This is a genomic window from Lentilactobacillus buchneri (assembly GCF_018314255.1).
In the GTDB taxonomy this organism is placed as follows: Bacteria; Bacillota; Bacilli; order Lactobacillales; family Lactobacillaceae; genus Lentilactobacillus; species Lentilactobacillus buchneri.
On sequence record NZ_CP073066.1, the window covers coordinates 1,586,100 to 1,603,782 of the forward strand.

Sequence of the window (17,683 nt, forward strand, 5' to 3'; positions counted from 1 at the left end):
CAAGAAACAAATTGATTCGAAAGGAATTTGAGATGGCAAACAACTCGCAACAAGAGCTCTTAAAAACAATCAATCAGGCTAAACCTGAAAAGTTAAAAAATGTGCTGCTAAAAATGGGATCCCTTGACCCCGACATGGCTGCATTAATTTTGGCGATTTTTAACGATATTCCTGTTGATTTAGATATCGACGCCGGCTTTGAAGTTGATCATGATACTGTCGAGGCAGATCCACTACCATCAACCAATCCGGATACCGACCCGCAAGCGATTGAAGAAGAAATTCGCCATGTTCGCGGCGTTATTTCCAACCAGCTTCAGATTGCCCGTGAGTCTGATTGGGACTGGAACGGTATGAACAATTTGGTCAACTTCTTTTCTGATCTGCTAGGGGAAGTCATTGACGATACCGGTGAACTCAAAGTCCCGTTTGCATTAGGCTTCCCAGTTGCCCTAATGGTGGTCCAAAATCAAATGAAGGTCTTTTCAGAGGATAGCCTTTCGCCGATGACTCTGGAGGATTCAGTTAACAATGTGTTGGGCGTTATCATCGATTTGATCAATGAATCCGGCAGTCATTTACCAGTGAATGAACGTGAAAAATATCTGGACCAAGCGCTGAAACTGTTCGGCAGTCCAGTGTTCAAAGATTTGGAAGCTTTTCGATATGAGTTTATCGATGACGTTCTCGGTTTGGTCACTCAGCAGACTGCCAATAAAGTCATTAAGGCCTCTGAAAGAATTATGAAGCAAAGTACTTTGTGGGATGAAGATCAACGCAAGAAACATCACCTGATGTTGCGGTTACATCTTTACCTGGCACTGGGAGATTTGGGGGTCGCCCAAGAGATAGCCATCGCAAATATGGACGATGACGATGTCCGCAAACAATGGTTTTTTGTCTTGAAAAGCCGCCATCGTTATGATGAAGCCAAAGAATTGGCACTTGACGTTCCCCGATATCTAAGAAAAGAATGGGACGAATTGTTGTCCAATATGTATCAGGAATTGGGTGAGACCGACGAATTAATTGCGCTGTTGAGGAAGCGGTTGTTAAACCATCAAACCGCCGTCTACCAACAATATAAGCAGCTGTTAGTCGAGCGTCATGAGTGGCAGAGGGTTTACCCTGATTTGTTGAAACAACTGGAAACAAAACTGTCGCGCTATGAATATGGTGATATTTTAGCTTTGGAACGGGAATATTCAAAGTTGTTTGAACAACTGAAGAAGTATCAAAGCGCACCAATGATCCGGAATTATCTGCGACAGATTTATCCGGCGGTTAAAAATAAAATGATTCCACTGTATCATGACGTTGTCCTGATTCCTCAGTCGCAGAAGACAGCCGCCAATGCGCCAAAGCAGCTTGAGAAGGATTTAAGCAACTTCTTGGAAATTAGCCACGATGCCACCACGGTTCAAAAATGGGTGGATGAACTTAAACAGCGCTTGAGCGGCCAAACCAGCTTTTTAGAGGGATTGGAAATCGTTCAGACTCAAATTAATACAGTTGTATAGTCAAAAAGTTCCACTCCAAGAGCCTGACAGCTTGGAGTGGAATTCTTATTAAACGCCACATCAAAAAGGCGGCCGCAGCACAAGTCTTTCAACTTGTACTGTGGCCGCCTTTCAGCTTTAAAAACTAGCTCTTCTTTTCTTCAAACAAAACGCGCTTACGCAGCTTTGGTGAATACTTCATTAACTTTAACCGATCTGGGTTGTTACGACGGTTCTTGGTGGTTAGGTATTCTTCACCAGTTTCTTTGTTATGCATTACAACATGAATTCTCATTATCTTACCTTCTCACGAATGGTAATTGTTATCATTACAAATATAAAGCACTGACCGAATTTGTCAAGTCATCCTCACTGGTTGAACTGGTTTGAGCTTCGATTGGCCAACAAAAATCATTTAGTTATTGTACTGGTACCAGATTGCTTTCCCGTTTGTCACCTGCCCGGGCTCTTAATGCCCACAGGATGGTCACAGTATCGACGACTTCCTGGAAGAGGGCGCCAATGATCGCAGGGATGACGCCAAAACTGGCGATTAACATCAAAATCGTACAGATAGCGATTCCAATCAAAACGGATTGACGAGCAACGTTCATGGTGTCGTCTGAGATTTTGACCGCTTTACTGACCAAGCTCAAATCGTCTTTGAGGACGACGGCATCCGCGGATTCACTGGCAGCGGTTGCCCCGTGAGCTCCCATGGCAATGCCGACGTCAGCCATTGCCAATGATGGGGCATCGTTGACACCATCGCCGACCATCACGACTGGGCGGAACTTCTTTTCGACCTTTTCAATGACGGAAATTTTTTCTTCCGGCAGCCGCTCGGCGTAGACCTTATCAATCCCAACTCGATCGGCGATTTCTTCAGCGATCGGTTTTCGGTCTCCTGAGATCATCATGATTTCTGTGGCTCCCATCTGATGGAGACTATCCATCACAGCCTTGGCTTCCGGTCGTAATTCATCTGAGAAGGCCACGTACCCGACATATTTGCCATTGACGGATACGTAGACTGCCGTTTGATCAAGCGGGTCAATTGGGTCATCGGAAACATAAGCCGGTTTACCAACCCGAATCGTTTGCTGATCAATGGTTGCCTGGACTCCTTGGGCAGTGGTTTCAATAACGTTGGTGGCAGTCGGAATTTGATCCGGAATCGCCGCCACCAGTGAACGGGCGAGAATGTGGCTGGATTGCTGTTCGGCTCCGGCAGCTAGCGCCAAGACCTGATCTTTGGTGTAACCAGCTATCGCGAAGACCCGGCTGACGGTCAAATGCCCCTTGGTAATCGTCCCGGTTTTGTCGAAGGCAAACGTTTTGGCATTGGCCAGCTTTTCGATAATCGTCCCACTCTTGACAATGATCCCATTTCGACTGGCACGGCTCATGCCGGATACTAAGGCAATTGGCGCAGCTAAAATCAGTGGGCACGGTGAGGCAACCACCAGGACTTCAGCAAACCGGACCGGATCTTTGGACAGGTACCAAGCTACTCCGGCGATGACGTAAGCCAGTAAGGTGAATGGTACGGCGTAGCGGTCCGCCATCCGCACGAAGTGGGCAGGGGTGCTCTCAGCCTGTTTAACTAAGCGGATGATGTTTTGGTACTGGCTGTCATCGGCCGTTTTGTCAGCAATCATGTCAAAGGATGCATCGCCGTTAATCGCTCCGGACATGACGGTTGAACCAACGACCTTATCGATGGGGCGGGATTCACCGGTTAGAGAGGATTCATCAACCGAAGTCACCCCGTCAGTAATGGTGCCATCAACCGGGATGACTTCTCCAGGCTTAACGACAATTCGATCGCCAACAGTGACCTGGTCAATTTTGACGTCGACCATTTTGTCGTCTTTCAGCAAATGAGCGGATTGGGGCGAATTCTCCAGCAGTGACTGCAGTTCGGAGTTAGCTTTGTTGGCCGCATAATCTTCCAAAGTGTCGCCGCCGGTTAACATTAGCAAAACGATGAGAGCGGCCCAGTATTCACCCACGGCAATCGTTGCGATGACAGCCGTAATTGCCAGCAGGTCGACACCAAATTTCCCGGAGCGTAAAGTTTTCACCATGTCGATAAACATCAAAAGGGCAATTAGTGACCCCAGCGTTGAGATAACAATCTGAGCGTAAAGCGGCAAGTGCAGCCCAAATTGTAGAACCAAGGCGATCACCGCGACAATTAAGACGCCGATTAGACGCATGTAGTTGGTTAGTTTGTTCATAATAAGCCCTCCAATCCGGTTTAATCTTCTATCTAGATTATAACAATTCTAAAGTAGAAAGGCGAGCTATAACTCCATGGGTTACCATTTTCAGGCAAAATATGTACAAAAATGGCCCGCCATCATCGGGCAGGCCAGTGAGACATTATTGGGATTATTTGGAAAGTTGACTCAAAGCTTCAAAGTCTTCATCACTCAATTTAACATTAGCAGCAGCGACGTTATCCTCCAAGTGTTGAATCGAGCTGGTTCCAGGAATCGGTAAAATGTTTGGTGAACGTTTGAGTAACCAAGCCAAAGCGATCTGGGCTTCTGAGACACCATACTTTTTAGCGATGGTGCTGAGTGGACTATCGGCGCCAATTAAACGACCAGTGTCCAGTGGGAACCATGGTAAAAAGGCCATCCCTTGGGATTGTGCGTAGTCCACCACATCGTCATCCTTGTGGTTGGAAACGTTATAGAGGTTTTCCACAGCGTCAATCTTGGCGTACTTTTGGGCTTCTTTGAGTTGATCAACACTGACTTGGCTCAAGCCGATATGCCTAATTTTACCTTCATCCTGCATCTTCTTGAGTTCACCAACCTGCTCAGCGACTGGGAAGTGACTGTCAATTCGGTGAAGGAAGACCAAGTCTTCGTGATCAATCCCCAAAGTCATCATAGAAACTTCGACTTGCTGGCGCAGGTAGTTGGGCTCACCATGAGGTGTCCAGATACCCGGGCCTTGGCGAGTTTGTCCAACCTTATCAGAAATGAAAATCTGATCACGGTTGGCGGCGCCCTTTAAGCCTTCAGCCAGATAGCGATCGGCGAACCACGGACCGTAAGAATCGGCAGTGTCAAAAAAGTTGATTCCAAGTTCAGTCGCGTGGGTAACAACATCGGCTGCACGGGCAGGGTCAGCGTATGGACCCCAAGTGCCTTTACCAGTCAGCTGCATGGTCCCGTATCCCAGGCGGTTGACGACAAATTGATCATCAAATTTGTAAGTGCCAGCGTTTGCTGCATTTAGTTCAGTCATCAAATACACTTCTTTCTGACAATAATTTGGTACAAGTCTATTTTCAAACCGTTGCTGCCTGATGTCAATCAAACAAACGCGCAATCGTTTGTGGTTAATCAATTTTACGAAAAATGACAAAAAGTTGTTATCCAAGCTATACGGATGGGTCAGCACCCTGTAAAATATTGTATACTTACGTTGATAAGAGAGATTTATGAATAGCTGTGTTTGATTGGGGAATCCATACAGAAGGTGAAAACGATGGCAGTAAAGTATTATGGCGTGATGATGGTGAATGTTCAGGGCTCTGAATTGTTGATCGTGAATTTAAAGAACCTGAAGCCACTCGAGCACGTCAAAAAAGATATTAACCTGGGAGACGATGTCTATCAGGACCAACCCGTGAAGTACGAATCCGTTAACCGGGTGTCCGAAGCTTTGACCGGATTCATTCAAATTTTGAATGATTACGGTGTGACCAACTACAAACTATTTGGCAGCAATGCCCTTCACCAAGCGCTCAACTCGGATTTTATTGCCGATCAGCTCTTTTTACATACCGGCATGAATATTGAGTGGCTTTCAACAAGTGAAGAAACTTATTTCAGAAATCAAAACATTTCAGTTGAGTTGACGAAGGATAAGCAAAACGATAAGCGCACCACTTTTTTGGTGGGCATCACTTCTGGAAATACTGCCATTACGGAGTTCAAGGAAGGTAAATTTGTCGACTCCACCAGTTTTGCCTTGGGGCCAATCAAAATTGCCGAGGACTTGCAGAGCCTGCGGCAAACGGCACCCAATTCAATTGGGCTGTTGAACGATTACATTGATTCCAAATTGAACGACTTTTACATCGGGAATCCTGCCAGCGTCGTGTCCAGCAAAGTTCCCACCAAGATCATTTTGCTGGGGTCGCTGCCTTTGCAACGGCTGGTGGAAAATTACGAGCACACTAAGGCCAGCGACACGATTACTGCCAGCGATTTCACTGGATTAGTGGACGACTTGGTGGATGCTTCCGATCAATTTTTGATTGAACGGCTCCAAGTTGATCCGGACTACATTCCTTTGGTGCTGCCGGAACTGCTGTTGACCAGACGGATTTTGAGATTAACCAATGCTTCTGAAATCGGGTTTTCCGATTCTGGGGTCGTTGATGGTCTGGTCAATCAGGAAGCCTTGGAACAGGGCTACTCAAAACGGGATTTCACACCCGAGATTATTCGTTTGGCTTTAAACCTTTCCAAACACTATGATGTTGAGCCGGTCCACCGGGATTTGGTAACTAAATTTGCCCTTCATCTATTTGATCAGTTAAAGCCGCTGCACCAACTGGGCCGCCGTGAGCGAATCCTGCTTCAGGTTGCCTCAATTCTCCACGATGTTGGGAACTACGTTGGCATCCATGAACACTACCTGCATTCCGAGTATATTATTCTCCATTCAGAAATCATTGGGTTGTCCCGGGATGATATTCGGGTGATCGCCGCAATTGCCAGATATCACAGTTCGACGACGCCTAATGAAGATCTGATTCACTTTCAGCATATCTCAGCTGAAAGCCGGCGATTAATTGCCAAGTTAGCGGCAATTCTGCGTTTGGCAGATGCCTTGGACGACGACCGCCAGCAGAAGATTAAAAAAATCTCGGTTTCAATCAAGGAATCTAAAGTTGTCATCACAACGTTCAGCAATGCCAATCTGGCCTACGAAAACTGGATCTTCAACACCAAGAGTCAGTTCTTTACTGAAGCATATGGTTATAAAGCCGTTCTCAAACAAAGGGGTGTAAAGGCAAAATGACAGACAAAATTGATTTTAAAAATCCCAAATACTATAACAACCGCGAACTAAGTTGGCTGGATTTTAACGAACGCGTCCTAGAAGAAGCCCGGGATAAAAACAATCCATTATTAGAACGGGTCAAATTCTTAGGGATCACCCAAAGTAACCTCGATGAGTGGGTCATGGTTCGGGTGGCGTCACTGGCAAAATTGGTTGAAGTTAAGTGGGATGGCAAAGATTCATCTGGCCGTTCTGCAGAAGAGCAGCTCCGAGACGTCAACGTGAAAGCCCATGAGATGCTGGTTCGACAGTACAGCACCTTAAACCGGTCGTTGTTGCCGGCGCTCAACCAGGTCGACATTCATTTACTAAAAGTGGGTGACTTAACACCCGAGCAATACCAGTTCATTAAAGGATACTTCCACGATGAGCTTTATCCAGTGCTCACCCCAATGGCGGATGACAGTTCGCGCCCGTTTCCATTTATTAACAATGACTCATTGAATTTGTCACTGCGGCTTAACAAGAAAGATGATGAGGAGGGCAAGACACTGTATGCGACGCTTCAAGTCCCCAGCATCTTCTCACGGGTCATCAAACTGCCCGGTGGCGATAACGATTTTATTTTAATTGAAGATATTATTAAGCAATTCGTCGATCAATTATTCATTAACTACACGATCAAAGAAGTCAGTGTCTTCCGGGTGATTCGGGACATGGACCTGGATGTTGCTGAAGAAGATACCTCTGACCTGTTGAAAAAGGTTCAACAGCAGCTGAAGTTGCGTGAACACGGCCAAGTGATTCGTTTGGAAGTGGATTCAACCATCAGTAGCAAACTTCGAAAGCGGCTGGTCAAGGAACTCCAGACGGCCGAAGATTCGGTCTATGAAGTTAACGGCCCACTTGACTTGACCTTCATGAGCAAATTAGCTGGTAAAGTAATCGGTCATGATGATTTGAAATATCGACCGTTCAAGCCTTATCAACCGGCAGCTTTAGACTCCGATCACAACATTTTTGATGCCATTCAAAAACATGATTGGCTGATGCAGCATCCATACGACAAATTTGATTCCGTTGTTGAATTTATCCGTCAGGCATCCATCGATAGTGAAGTCTTAGCGATTAAGATGACCCTCTACCGTGTATCCGGTGATTCGCCAATCATCAAATATCTGGGACGAGCTGCTCAAAATGGCAAGCAGGTGACGGTTTTAGTTGAAGTTAAAGCGCGGTTTGATGAAGAAAACAACGTCCATTGGGCCCGTCAGCTGGAAAAGATGGGCTGCCATGTGATTTATGGCCTGGTTGGGTTAAAGACCCACTCCAAGCTGTCATTAGTCGTTCGTCGAGAAGAAAATGGGATCCGTCGCTACGTACACATGGGAACTGGGAACTATAACGACGTCACTGCCCACTTCTACACCGATTTGGGTCTGTTGACCTGCAATACTGATATTGGCATTGACGTCACGAATATTTTTAACATGTTATCCGGTTATTCACGGCCGCCATACTTCCACCAACTGCATATTTCACCAAATGGGATTCGTGAATTTATCACCGAGCGACTGGATGAAGCGATTAAATATGCCAAGCAGGGCAAACCGGTTCATGTTCAAATGAAGATGAATTCGCTGTCTGATCAGGATATGATTGCCAAATTGTATGAAGCATCCCACGCTGGTGTGACTGTTGATTTGATTATCCGGGGAATCTGCTGCTTAAAGACCGGCATCAAAGATGTCAGTGATCATATCACGGTCCATTCGATCGTTGGTCGATTCTTGGAACACAGTCGGATTTACATGTTTAATTTTGACGGTGAACAACAAGTTTATCTTGCCAGTGCCGATCTGATGACTCGGAATTTGAACCGACGAGTTGAACAGATGTTTCCAGTCCTTCAACCGGATTTGGCCCAGCGAGTGGTCAGCATCTACACCACCATGTGGAATGATAACGTCAAGACAAGAACCTTGGATAAGAACGGTGTCTACAAACGAGTGGACAGAAGAGGCCGTGAGCCATTGGATTCTCAAGAATTCTTTGCAGCTCAGGCAACTCGGTTGACCGAGGCTCAGCAAGGAGAGAATCGGCCCAAGAGTGGGGCCCAGTTTCAGCCAATGATGAGCCCGCAAAATCAGCCTGATCCATTCAATGATGAAGATGGGGGCGACAACCAGTAATGAAAAATTTGGCGGTGATTGATTTAGGATCCAACTCAGTGCGGATGACCATTAGCCGAATCAGTGACGATGGCACCTACGAGACAGTTGCTCAAGAAAAGGAATATGTTCGACTGTCTGAGAATATGGGGGTTGAAAAAATTCTTCAGCCCGAAGCCATTGAACGAACCATCGGCGCTTTGAAGAACTTTAAAACGATTTATTCCAAGCTTGACCATCTCAATATTGTTGCGGTGGCCACAGCGGCGGTTCGACAAGCGACCAATCAAAAGCAATTTTTAAAACGGGTCAAAAATGACATTGGCATTAACCTCAACGTGATTTCCGGGACCCGGGAAGCTTACTATGATTACGTTGGTGTCAGTGAGACACTGCCGGCAACCAATGCGGTGATTATCGATACCGGCGGTGCCAGTGCCGAGATCGTCCTGGTTCAAAACGGCAAGGTCAGTAACCTGATCAGTATTCCAATTGGGTCAGTCACCTTATCATCAAAATTCGATTTGGCTGACGACATTGCTGCTACTGAAGTCTTTAAAGCAATGATTTTCGTTAACAAAATTTTCCAAAGTGTCTGGTGGCTGCGAAACGGTTTGAACTTGCCAATTATTGGCTTAGGCGGTAGTAATCGAACCTTGGCTAAGATTAACCGGCGTTTCAATAATCTGTTGGATACCAATGACATCCACGGCTATCAATTAAGGGATGACGCCATTAATGAAACCTTTGAACGCATTATTGGGATGAATCTTGACGAACGCAAAAAGGTTCCCGGGATTAACAAGGAACGGGCTGACATTATTGTCGGCGGTCTGATCCCCGTCATTTTACTGATGAACTATTTGGATTCAGACAGAATTATGTTTTCAACCAGCGGCCTGCGAGAGGGGATCTTGTTCGAACGGCTGCATGATATTATTCAAGAGAATATTAAAACCAAGGAATAATTAAATTCTTTCATTCACTCACAAACGGGCCTGAGCAAAACTAACTGTTTTGCTCAGGCCCGTTTGTATTCTAATTTTCAATATGGTTTCATCGAATAGTGTGAATCTAACCGCTTATTTTCCCACACTCGCGGTATCTGTCCCACTCAACCGTTCAAAGAACAGCAGGTGTTTTTGTGAGAACCAGTCAATCAGTAAGTCGACAAAGACTAGCAGCAGACCAAACGATAGAATCAGCACAACGTGGAGAATGCTGGTTAACTGGGCTTTGGGGGCGGTTGCCGTCATGTCTAACAGCCGGCCGACAATCTCGTATAGGCTACCGATCACCCCGTAGCCAAACAAATTCCGGATTAAGATTTTCGACCAGCTGGCTGTTTGGCCATTACGGTTAATCACTTTGATGCCAACCAGGCGCATGCCAATCGTCTGCTGGCGGCTGAGTTCCAGTACCAGAATAAAGATGACAAAGCCAATCGCGATGCCAATCCAGTGTGGAATCAGGAAAATGCCCAAAATATTGGTCAGCAGACCAATGATGATCCAATCCACCGCCAAAGCGACTCCACGCCGCAGCGGCGAAACGTTTTTACTGAGCGCCATTGTCCGGGCTCTGACCTGTTCCTTGGTTGGTAGAAAACGGCCAAGCAGGGAAGCTCCCCAAGCACCGATGATCCCACCAGTGGTATTTAACAGCAGGTCGTCGACATCGAATAGTCGATAAGGACGGGGATAGATGCCGTAAAGACCGGAGAGTTGGGTTAACTCGAAGAATAGGGATAAGCAGAATGTGAATAAGATTGTCTGTTTCCATGACCGCTGGAAATAATAGTGCAGGTAAAAGCCAAATGGTACCGTTAAGAAGATATTAAACACCGGTTGGATAACCGTGGGGGCTTTTAAGGCCGCAACCCACGTTCCGGGATGCGTCAGTGAAAACGGATTGTATTTAATGAACTCCCGAACGAATGTGAACGGCACGAAATTGTGAGTCGGGGTCGTCAAATGGGCCACAAACGATTGGCTTGGCAATGGGAGAATGGTGAGAAAGTAGGCGCACATCATGTAGAAGACAAATGTGTAGAGCATAAAAATACTCCACTTGGGAATTGCGCCATACTTGTGGTAGTTCACTAACAGAATCGGTAAGGTAATAAAAATTGCTAGAATTGGAAAAATAATTGCAGCCGTATAAATAACGTGAATGTACTGTGACATGGAAATCTCCTAAACTTTATTTTATTGAATGGGCTCACCGGGGACAAAATAGAGTAACAGCCCGGTTCCAAGGGCAATTAAGGCAATCAAAACGATAATTGCGATATTGGCGCGTTTGTTCATTACCAGAAAGGCGAGGTGTTCGCGGATGACTGCGTTGGGCAAAAAGTAAAATGGGGTTGGCGCGCCAACACCGAATGCGGCAAATTTCAACTTCCGGGCAAGCACGCCGGCCCGCAAAATGTGATAGTTGTTGGAGACAAAAATCACTTTATTGTCGTCTCGGCCGCTGTCTTTTTCGATGATTTTCCGGGAGAAGGCTAAGTTCTGTTCGGTGTTGATGGACTTATCTTCAACCAAGGTATCAACTTTCGGGATGCCATGTTCCAAAGCGTATTTCTGCATGGCCTCACCTTCGGGCAATAATTCGTCACCGCCTTGACCGCCAGAAAAGATCAGCTTTGGGTGTTTGCCGGTGGCTTTGATCTCACTTCGGTAAAAAGAAAGAGCTGTTTCAATCCGGTTGCCCAACAGTCGACCAACTTTGTAGCCGTCGATCAAACCACTTCCTAAGACGATAATGTAATCTTTATCTTTTCGTGGAAAGTACAGTCGGTATAAGATCATCGACGAAATCGTATTCCAAACCGTTAATAGGACGTAGCCAATTAGCAAGGTCAAAAACATCGTGATGGCCCCTTGAAGCGGTTTGGGCCCAACTGATGGATTGAAGAAGAATAACAGGTCAACGGCGATGACGGCAATCCCGGTAATCAAGGTCAGCGAACTACTGAGGCTATAACCTTCACGTTTCCACACAATAAAGGCGTTAATGAAAAAGAAGATGAAGCTTAACGTCAACCCCAAGAAAACCAGTAAGCCAACCAAAGCAACCGCCAGCCCTAAAATGATGCCCCAGAACTGGCTGTTGAGGACCGAGATAATTTCAACCAGCAAGACCAGCAGAACCAGCAGCGATAAGTTTGCCAGGGTGCCGATATATAAGGAATTTCTCAGTTTAATTAAGTATGTAAAGAATAATCCGACCAGGACGATGAAGATAATCGCGGTCGGTATCAGTAAAGTCATAGAAAACACCCCTTTGAAACATTATATTTCAAAGGGGTAGTGGAAAACAAGCACGGTCGCTTCCCGTAGGCAAACTTTAACTTTTTAGCTCATTCCGACAGCCTCGGCATGTGCCAGCATATCATTGAGCATTTCTCTTCTGGTTTGGCGTGGCAGGAAGCTGCGGATGTTTTCCTCACTAAAGCCAACCTGGAGCTGTTCATCATTGAAGATCAGCGGCCTTCTGAGTAAATCTGGATATTTTACCATCAGGTCAATTAACTGTGATACAGTAAGATTATCGAAATTGACTTTTAATTTGCGATAACTGTGACAACGAGTTGAAATCAGGTCCTCAGTGCCATTTTCCGACAGTCTGAGCAGTTGCTTGATGTCATCTGCGTTCAAAGTTTGTTTGGAGATATCTCGTTCCACAAAATCAATGTGGTGGTCGGTGAGCCACTTTCTTGCCCGTCGACACGATGAACTGCCAGGCGACAAATATAAACTAAGCATGGTTGCCATCTCCTTTACTGACTGTGACGACAATGCGGATTGATGCACCGGCTCATCAACCTATCCCCACTTTCATCTTATCATAATTATAACTAAAGTCAAATGTTCGCTATAAGAAACAGGTTAATAAGGCCTTGCTACATCAAGGGTCCCGACCCTTGTGAAAGGTTAAGCAATTCTTAATATTTAATCTGAATCATTCAAATTTTGAAGGAGTGAAGATCAATGAAAATTGCTGGATTTGGCGTTGAAGAATGGTTAAATAAATGGGAGAAATCCGCAACTTATGACATTTCTCAAAGCACGATTTCATCAATGACGATGCAAGAAGCCCTGGCACTTGATGGCCAGCAGGGCGCATCATTTTATCAACAACTGGATCAAGAAAAGATGAACTATGGCTGGATTGAAGGCTCACCTGAATTCAAACAGGAAGTTGCTAAACTGTACGCCCATATTGACGCGGACAACATTTTGCAAACCAATGGTGCCACCGGAGCCAATCATTTGGCATTGTACGCATTGATTGAGCCGGGCGACCACGTGATTTCAGAGTACCCTTCCTATCAACAGCTGTATGACATCCCTAAGTCTTTGGGTGCCAACGTCGATTTTTGGCATATCCATGAGGATCAGAATTGGTATCCAGACATTAACGAATTAAAATCATTGATCAGACCCAACACGAAGATGATTTGCTTGAACAACGCCAACAATCCGACGGGAACCCTACTGGATAAGGCATTTTTGCAACAAGTTGTCGAATTGGCCCGGCAGGTGGACGCCTACGTCTTGGTAGATGAGGTTTATTTGCCATTGGATGATCCCGATCAATTTACTTCCATTGTCGACTTGTACGACAAGGGGATTGCGACCAATTCTTTGTCAAAGACCTATTCAATGCCGGGAATTCGAATCGGCTGGACGGCTTCAAATGCGACTGTGGCCGATCTCTTTCGCAAGTATCGCGATTACACGATGATTTGTGCCGGCGTCTTTAATGATTTGATGGCGACCTACATTTTGAAGCATCGTGACCAAGTTCTGGCGAGAAATCGACAGCTGGTGATGAATAATCTGGCAATTTATCGTGACTGGATTGACTCGGAACCTCGAGCCAGTGTCGTGATGCCCCAAGCGGTTTCAACTTCGTTTCCCAAGTTGGATGTGCCGGAAGATATTGAAGCCTTCTGTATTCGCCTGCTCAAAGAGACCGGCGTCTTACTGGTACCAGGCAATCGATTTGATATGCCTGGCCATGTTCGCTTAGGATATTGTGCCGATGAAGCAACACTCAGGGAAGGTCTGAAACGGCTATCCACATTTTTGCGCCAGTACGATTAAGCTGATTTGATTATGAATGTTTAAAGTTGTTTGCGTTTGTTTAAAGGTGATCGCTTGAAAAGCCACATTGGCCCAACTTTAAGTTTGGGTTAAGCTGGCCCTTGTAATCTATGGACAATCAAATAAGAAAGAAGGGATCAGTAACTGATTGTCACCATGATAAGTGCAGCCAATGACTTAAAGTGCCAACAATGAGATTGAAGATTGTCTCCTCCAAGATATGATTCTTCTACAAGGCATTGTCATTTGGGCTACAGGAAAGGAAGTCATCTATGAAGCGAAAACGTCTTTACTTTACCTCTGGAATTGCGGCGACAGCCATTGCCTTAGTGGTTGCCGGACGCGTTTTCCAACGGTCACGCATGATTGCCCATGCGAACTAAACCAGAACCACTCCTCCAAAAAAATCGCTGTGCCACTTAATCGTTCAAGCCGGTTAAGCTGACACAGCGATTTTTTAATTTTGATTTGCTTTTTGCTTGGCTAAGTTGGAAGCAGCAAAGACTGATTCAGTTTCCTCCCAGATTCGCTTGGCAATTTTCGACTTGTTCATCGTGTAGAGGTGAATACCATCGACTCCCTGAGAGACCAGATCAATGATTTGATCAACCGCAAAGGCAATCCCGGCATCCAGCATGGCTTCTTTGCTGTCTTGGTAACGGTCCATAATTGCGGCAAATTTCTTTGGAATCGGCACCCCGGAGATTTGGGTGATCCGCTCAATTTGATTTTTGTTGGTACAGGGCATGATCCCAGCTTCAATCGGGACGTTAATGCCGGCAATCTCAGTTTTTTCCTTGAAATCGTAAAACGCTTGATTGTCAAAGAAAAGCTGGCTGATTAAGTGATCGGCTCCGGCAGCCACTTTTTCCTTGAGGTGGCTAATGTCATCGACAAAGTCGGCTGCCTCTGTGTGGCAGTTGGGATAACAAGCGCTGGCAATGCTGAAATCGGGGCGCTGCTCGTGGACAAATTTGACCAATTCATTGGCATGATTGAAGTCGCCAACCGGTTCTTTGCCGGGGATGCGGTCACCGCGAAGAGCGAGGATATTTTTGACGTGGATCTGATCAAGTCGATCCAGAAGTGCCAAAACCTGGTCCTTGCTCTGATAAAGCCCGGGAACGTGCGAAACCGCCGGGATATTGAGCTGATTTTGAATCAAATCAGCCACTGCCACAGTCCCATCACAGTGATTGGTTCCGCCGGCACCCAAAGTGACCGAGATAAAATCCGGCTGCAGTGACTGAAGTCGTTTGAGAGTTGGCAGGATCGCATCAGTTGGGGAGTCCTTTTTAGGTGGAAATACTTCCAGCGAAAAGACGGTTTTTTGTTTAAACAACGCTGTTAGGCTCATTGATCTCACTCCTAACCTTCTTGGTGGCATCAACGATATTCTTCAGGCTTTCAAATGACTCGTCTTCAGAGCGGGTCTTCAAACCACAATCAGGATTGATCCAGACTTTATCCACTGGCAGCTTGGCAACTAATTGCTTGATTAAGCCTTCGATTTCTTGCTCGGAAGGAATTCGTGGTGAATGAATATCGTAAACGCCTGGTCCAACTTCTGTTTGGAACTTGGCGGCCACCAGCTGATCGATCAAAGTGAAATCGGCACGGGAGGCTTCAAAGGAAATCACATCGGCATCCAAAGCGTCGATGGCTTTAATGATGTCACCGAATTCGCTGTAGCACATATGGGTATGAATTTGGGTGCTGGGTTGAACCTTGCTGTGGACGAGGCGGAAGGCCGGCACTGCCCAGTCCAAGTATTCAGAGTACCAGTTGGACTTTCGCAAGGGTAGATTTTCACGGAGTGCCGGCTCATCGATTTGGATAATCTTGATGTCGTGCTTTTCCAAATCCAAGACCTCATCTTGCAAGGCTAAAGCAATCTGGGTCACCGATTCTTTTGGCGTCACGTCTTCACGTGGGAACGACCAGTTAAAAATTGTGACCGGGCCTGTTAGCATGCCCTTCATTGGTTTATCGGTTAAATTTTTGGCAAAGACTGAGGCCGCAACCGTGATTGGTGCGGTTCGACTAATATCACCCCAGATGATTGGCGGCTTAACACCCCGGGTGCCGTATGATTGAACCCAGCCGTTTTGGGTAAAGACAAAGCCGGCTAATTTTTCACCAAAGTATTCCACCATGTCGTTACGCTCATATTCACCGTGCACCAGGACGTCGAGCCCAATCTTTTCCTGAATTTTGACGATGCGGCGAATTTTATCTTCATTAAATTTATCATATTCTGCTTTGGTGATTTCACCGTGGCGGAGTTTTGCCCGGTTCTGGCGGACATCTTTGGTTTGTGGGAAGGAGCCAATTGTCGTGGTCGGCAAAATTGGCAAATTGAATTCCTTTTTTTGAATCTTTTCGCGTTCACTTCGGGCGGGTAAACGGGTGTAGTCATCATCGGTTAAATTGTTAATCCGTTCATGGACGGATTTATTGTAGGGATGTTTGACGTTGCGGAAAAGGGCGTCATTTTTTTCGAGCGCTGATTTACCGTCGGCTTCATCGTGGTAAATGGTGTCCAGTTCTTTAATTTCGGCAAGCTTTTCAATCGCAAATGCCAAGTGCTGTTTGACGTCTGATGGGACCTTGGTTTCATCTGCGGCACTGTATGGCACGTGTAATAGAGAAGCAGAGGAACTCAAAACAACTTTGGCGTCCGTATTCAGGTTGTTTAGCAGGTCGATGGTTGTTGCGTAATGGTTGCGCCAAATATTCTTGCCGTTAACAACTCCGGCGAATAATACCTTGTCAGCGGGGAAGTCGTTTTGTTTGACGAGCTCTAGATTGTATTTGCCTTCAACAAAGTCAAGACCGATTCCGTCAAAATCCAGGCTGGTGACGTCATGATAGATGTCGCGGATATCACCAAAGTAATTTTGCAGCAGAATCTTGCTGGATCCTTTGGCAGCCAGAATGCCGTGATACAATTTGTCAAAAAGGGCTTTTTCAGCTGAATTGACGTCGAAGCTTAGGGCAGGTTCGTCAATTTGAATCCAGTTAACCCCTTGTTGATTTAGATGCTCAATGACTTGTGAGTAGGCAGCAATCAAGGCATCAACAAAGTCATTGGGTGTCGTCCCATCAAGGAAACGACTGAGTTTGAGTAGTGTGTAAGGGCCGGTGATGACGGCCTTGGCATTGATCCCTAATTTGAGTGCTTCGTCGACTTCATTAAATAATTTATCACCGACTAATTTAATGTCCGTCGTCTTAGTGAATTCAGGAACGATGTAGTGATAATTGGTGTTGAACCACTTCTTCATTGGCAGCGCCTTGACGGTTTCAGAACCGTTCTGGTACCCACGGGCTTGAGCAAAGTATTCGTCAAGCGGTGATAAGTTGAGGGCCTTGTAGCGGTCAGAAACGATGTTTAAGAGGTTGGCGGTGTCTAAGACCCCATCAAAAAACGAGAAGTCCCCAACAGGAATCAGGTCAATGCCGGCGTCTTGTTGCGCCTGCCAGTGATTCTTGGGGATTTGATAAGCGGTTTTTAGTAATTCATTTTGATCAATCTTGTGCTTCCAATAATGTTCGGTAGCAAATTTTAATTCACGATGGTGACCGATGCGCGGAAAGCCGATAATGGTGGTTGTCATGTGTTTGTATCCTCCTAGAGTGCGATTTGGGGCGGTTAGCAACCGGAGCCTAAGGCAACTTGGGGGAAAATCGATTTTGATTTTGTCCCAAGTTGCCTTAGGTGCAGGTTGCTGCCCCAAAGAGCACGTTTCATCAAAGTAAAAGTCAGTGTAGATAGCGGCAGGCTCAGCATTTATTTAACAATGAGTTTTGACGCGTTTTTGGCGTCAAGACTCGTTGTTAGATAAAGCGGAGGGAGCTG

At 45.9% G+C, this 17,683-nt stretch carries 13 protein-coding genes; 5 read left to right on the forward strand and 8 right to left on the reverse strand.

The window, feature by feature from the left end; genetic code table 11:
* The first annotated feature begins 32 nt into the window (after positions 1–32).
* A complete protein-coding gene (locus KE627_RS07460) occupies positions 33–1,520 on the forward strand; it encodes a hypothetical protein (RefSeq protein ID WP_013727156.1) in 1,488 nt (495 codons plus the stop codon).
* A gap of 124 nt (positions 1,521–1,644) precedes the next feature.
* Here KE627_RS07460 and rpmG read toward each other — a convergent pair whose 3' ends face one another.
* From rpmG to KE627_RS07475, 3 genes are all read right to left on the reverse strand, one after another.
* Positions 1,645–1,794: a 50S ribosomal protein L33 gene (gene rpmG / locus KE627_RS07465; RefSeq protein WP_013727157.1), complete on the reverse strand. Its 150-nt coding sequence runs from the start codon at positions 1,792–1,794 to the stop codon at positions 1,645–1,647.
* Positions 1,795–1,918: 124 nt separating this feature from the next.
* Positions 1,919–3,742: a heavy metal translocating P-type ATPase gene (locus tag KE627_RS07470; RefSeq protein WP_056939214.1), complete on the reverse strand. Its 1,824-nt coding sequence runs from the start codon at positions 3,740–3,742 to the stop codon at positions 1,919–1,921.
* A gap of 154 nt (positions 3,743–3,896) precedes the next feature.
* Positions 3,897–4,766, reverse strand: coding sequence for an aldo/keto reductase (locus KE627_RS07475; protein ID WP_014939341.1), 870 nt, complete (start codon positions 4,764–4,766; stop codon positions 3,897–3,899).
* Between the two features lie 243 nt (positions 4,767–5,009).
* Between KE627_RS07475 and KE627_RS07480 the strand changes: the two genes are divergently transcribed.
* Genes KE627_RS07480 through ppx form a run of 3 tightly spaced genes read left to right on the forward strand, consistent with a single transcriptional unit; the run spans position 5,010 to position 9,675 of the window.
* Positions 5,010–6,554, forward strand: a complete 1,545-nt coding sequence (locus KE627_RS07480) for a Ppx/GppA phosphatase family protein (RefSeq protein WP_056939213.1) — start codon at positions 5,010–5,012, stop codon at positions 6,552–6,554.
* On the forward strand, positions 6,551–8,728 hold the full coding sequence (locus KE627_RS07485) for an RNA degradosome polyphosphate kinase (protein WP_013727161.1): 2,178 nt from the start codon (positions 6,551–6,553) through the stop codon (positions 8,726–8,728). Before KE627_RS07480 ends, KE627_RS07485 begins: the two co-directional genes overlap by 4 nt.
* The gene (gene ppx / locus KE627_RS07490) at positions 8,728–9,675 is read left to right on the forward strand and encodes an exopolyphosphatase (protein ID WP_013727162.1); all 948 of its coding nucleotides are present in this window, start codon (positions 8,728–8,730) and stop codon (positions 9,673–9,675) included. Before KE627_RS07485 ends, ppx begins: the two co-directional genes overlap by 1 nt.
* A 114-nt stretch (positions 9,676–9,789) precedes the next feature.
* Here the strand turns inward: ppx and KE627_RS07495 are convergent, their stop codons facing one another.
* The 3 genes from KE627_RS07495 to KE627_RS07505 all read right to left on the reverse strand — a co-directional run bounded on the left by KE627_RS07495 (position 9,790) and on the right by KE627_RS07505 (position 12,477).
* Complete coding sequence (locus KE627_RS07495) at positions 9,790–10,893, reverse strand: VanZ family protein (protein ID WP_013727163.1); 1,104 nt, start codon at positions 10,891–10,893, stop codon at positions 9,790–9,792.
* Between the two features lie 21 nt (positions 10,894–10,914).
* A complete protein-coding gene (locus KE627_RS07500; RefSeq protein WP_013727164.1) occupies positions 10,915–11,982 on the reverse strand; it encodes a YdcF family protein in 1,068 nt (355 codons plus the stop codon).
* Positions 11,983–12,066: 84 nt separating this feature from the next.
* Positions 12,067–12,477, reverse strand: a complete 411-nt coding sequence (locus KE627_RS07505; protein WP_044502584.1) for a Spx/MgsR family RNA polymerase-binding regulatory protein — start codon at positions 12,475–12,477, stop codon at positions 12,067–12,069.
* A gap of 225 nt (positions 12,478–12,702) precedes the next feature.
* Between KE627_RS07505 and KE627_RS07510 the strand changes: the two genes are divergently transcribed.
* A complete protein-coding gene (locus KE627_RS07510; protein ID WP_013727166.1) occupies positions 12,703–13,821 on the forward strand; it encodes an aminotransferase in 1,119 nt (372 codons plus the stop codon).
* Between the two features lie 457 nt (positions 13,822–14,278).
* Here the strand turns inward: KE627_RS07510 and metF are convergent, their stop codons facing one another.
* Positions 14,279–15,178: a methylenetetrahydrofolate reductase [NAD(P)H] gene (gene metF, locus KE627_RS07515; protein WP_013727167.1), complete on the reverse strand. Its 900-nt coding sequence runs from the start codon at positions 15,176–15,178 to the stop codon at positions 14,279–14,281.
* Positions 15,156–17,441 carry a 5-methyltetrahydropteroyltriglutamate--homocysteine S-methyltransferase gene (gene metE, locus KE627_RS07520; RefSeq protein WP_013727168.1) on the reverse strand — a complete coding sequence of 762 codons (2,286 nt, stop codon included), beginning with the start codon at positions 17,439–17,441 and terminating at the stop codon, positions 15,156–15,158. Before metE ends, metF begins: the two co-directional genes overlap by 23 nt.
* Between the last annotated feature and the right edge of the window lie 242 nt (positions 17,442–17,683).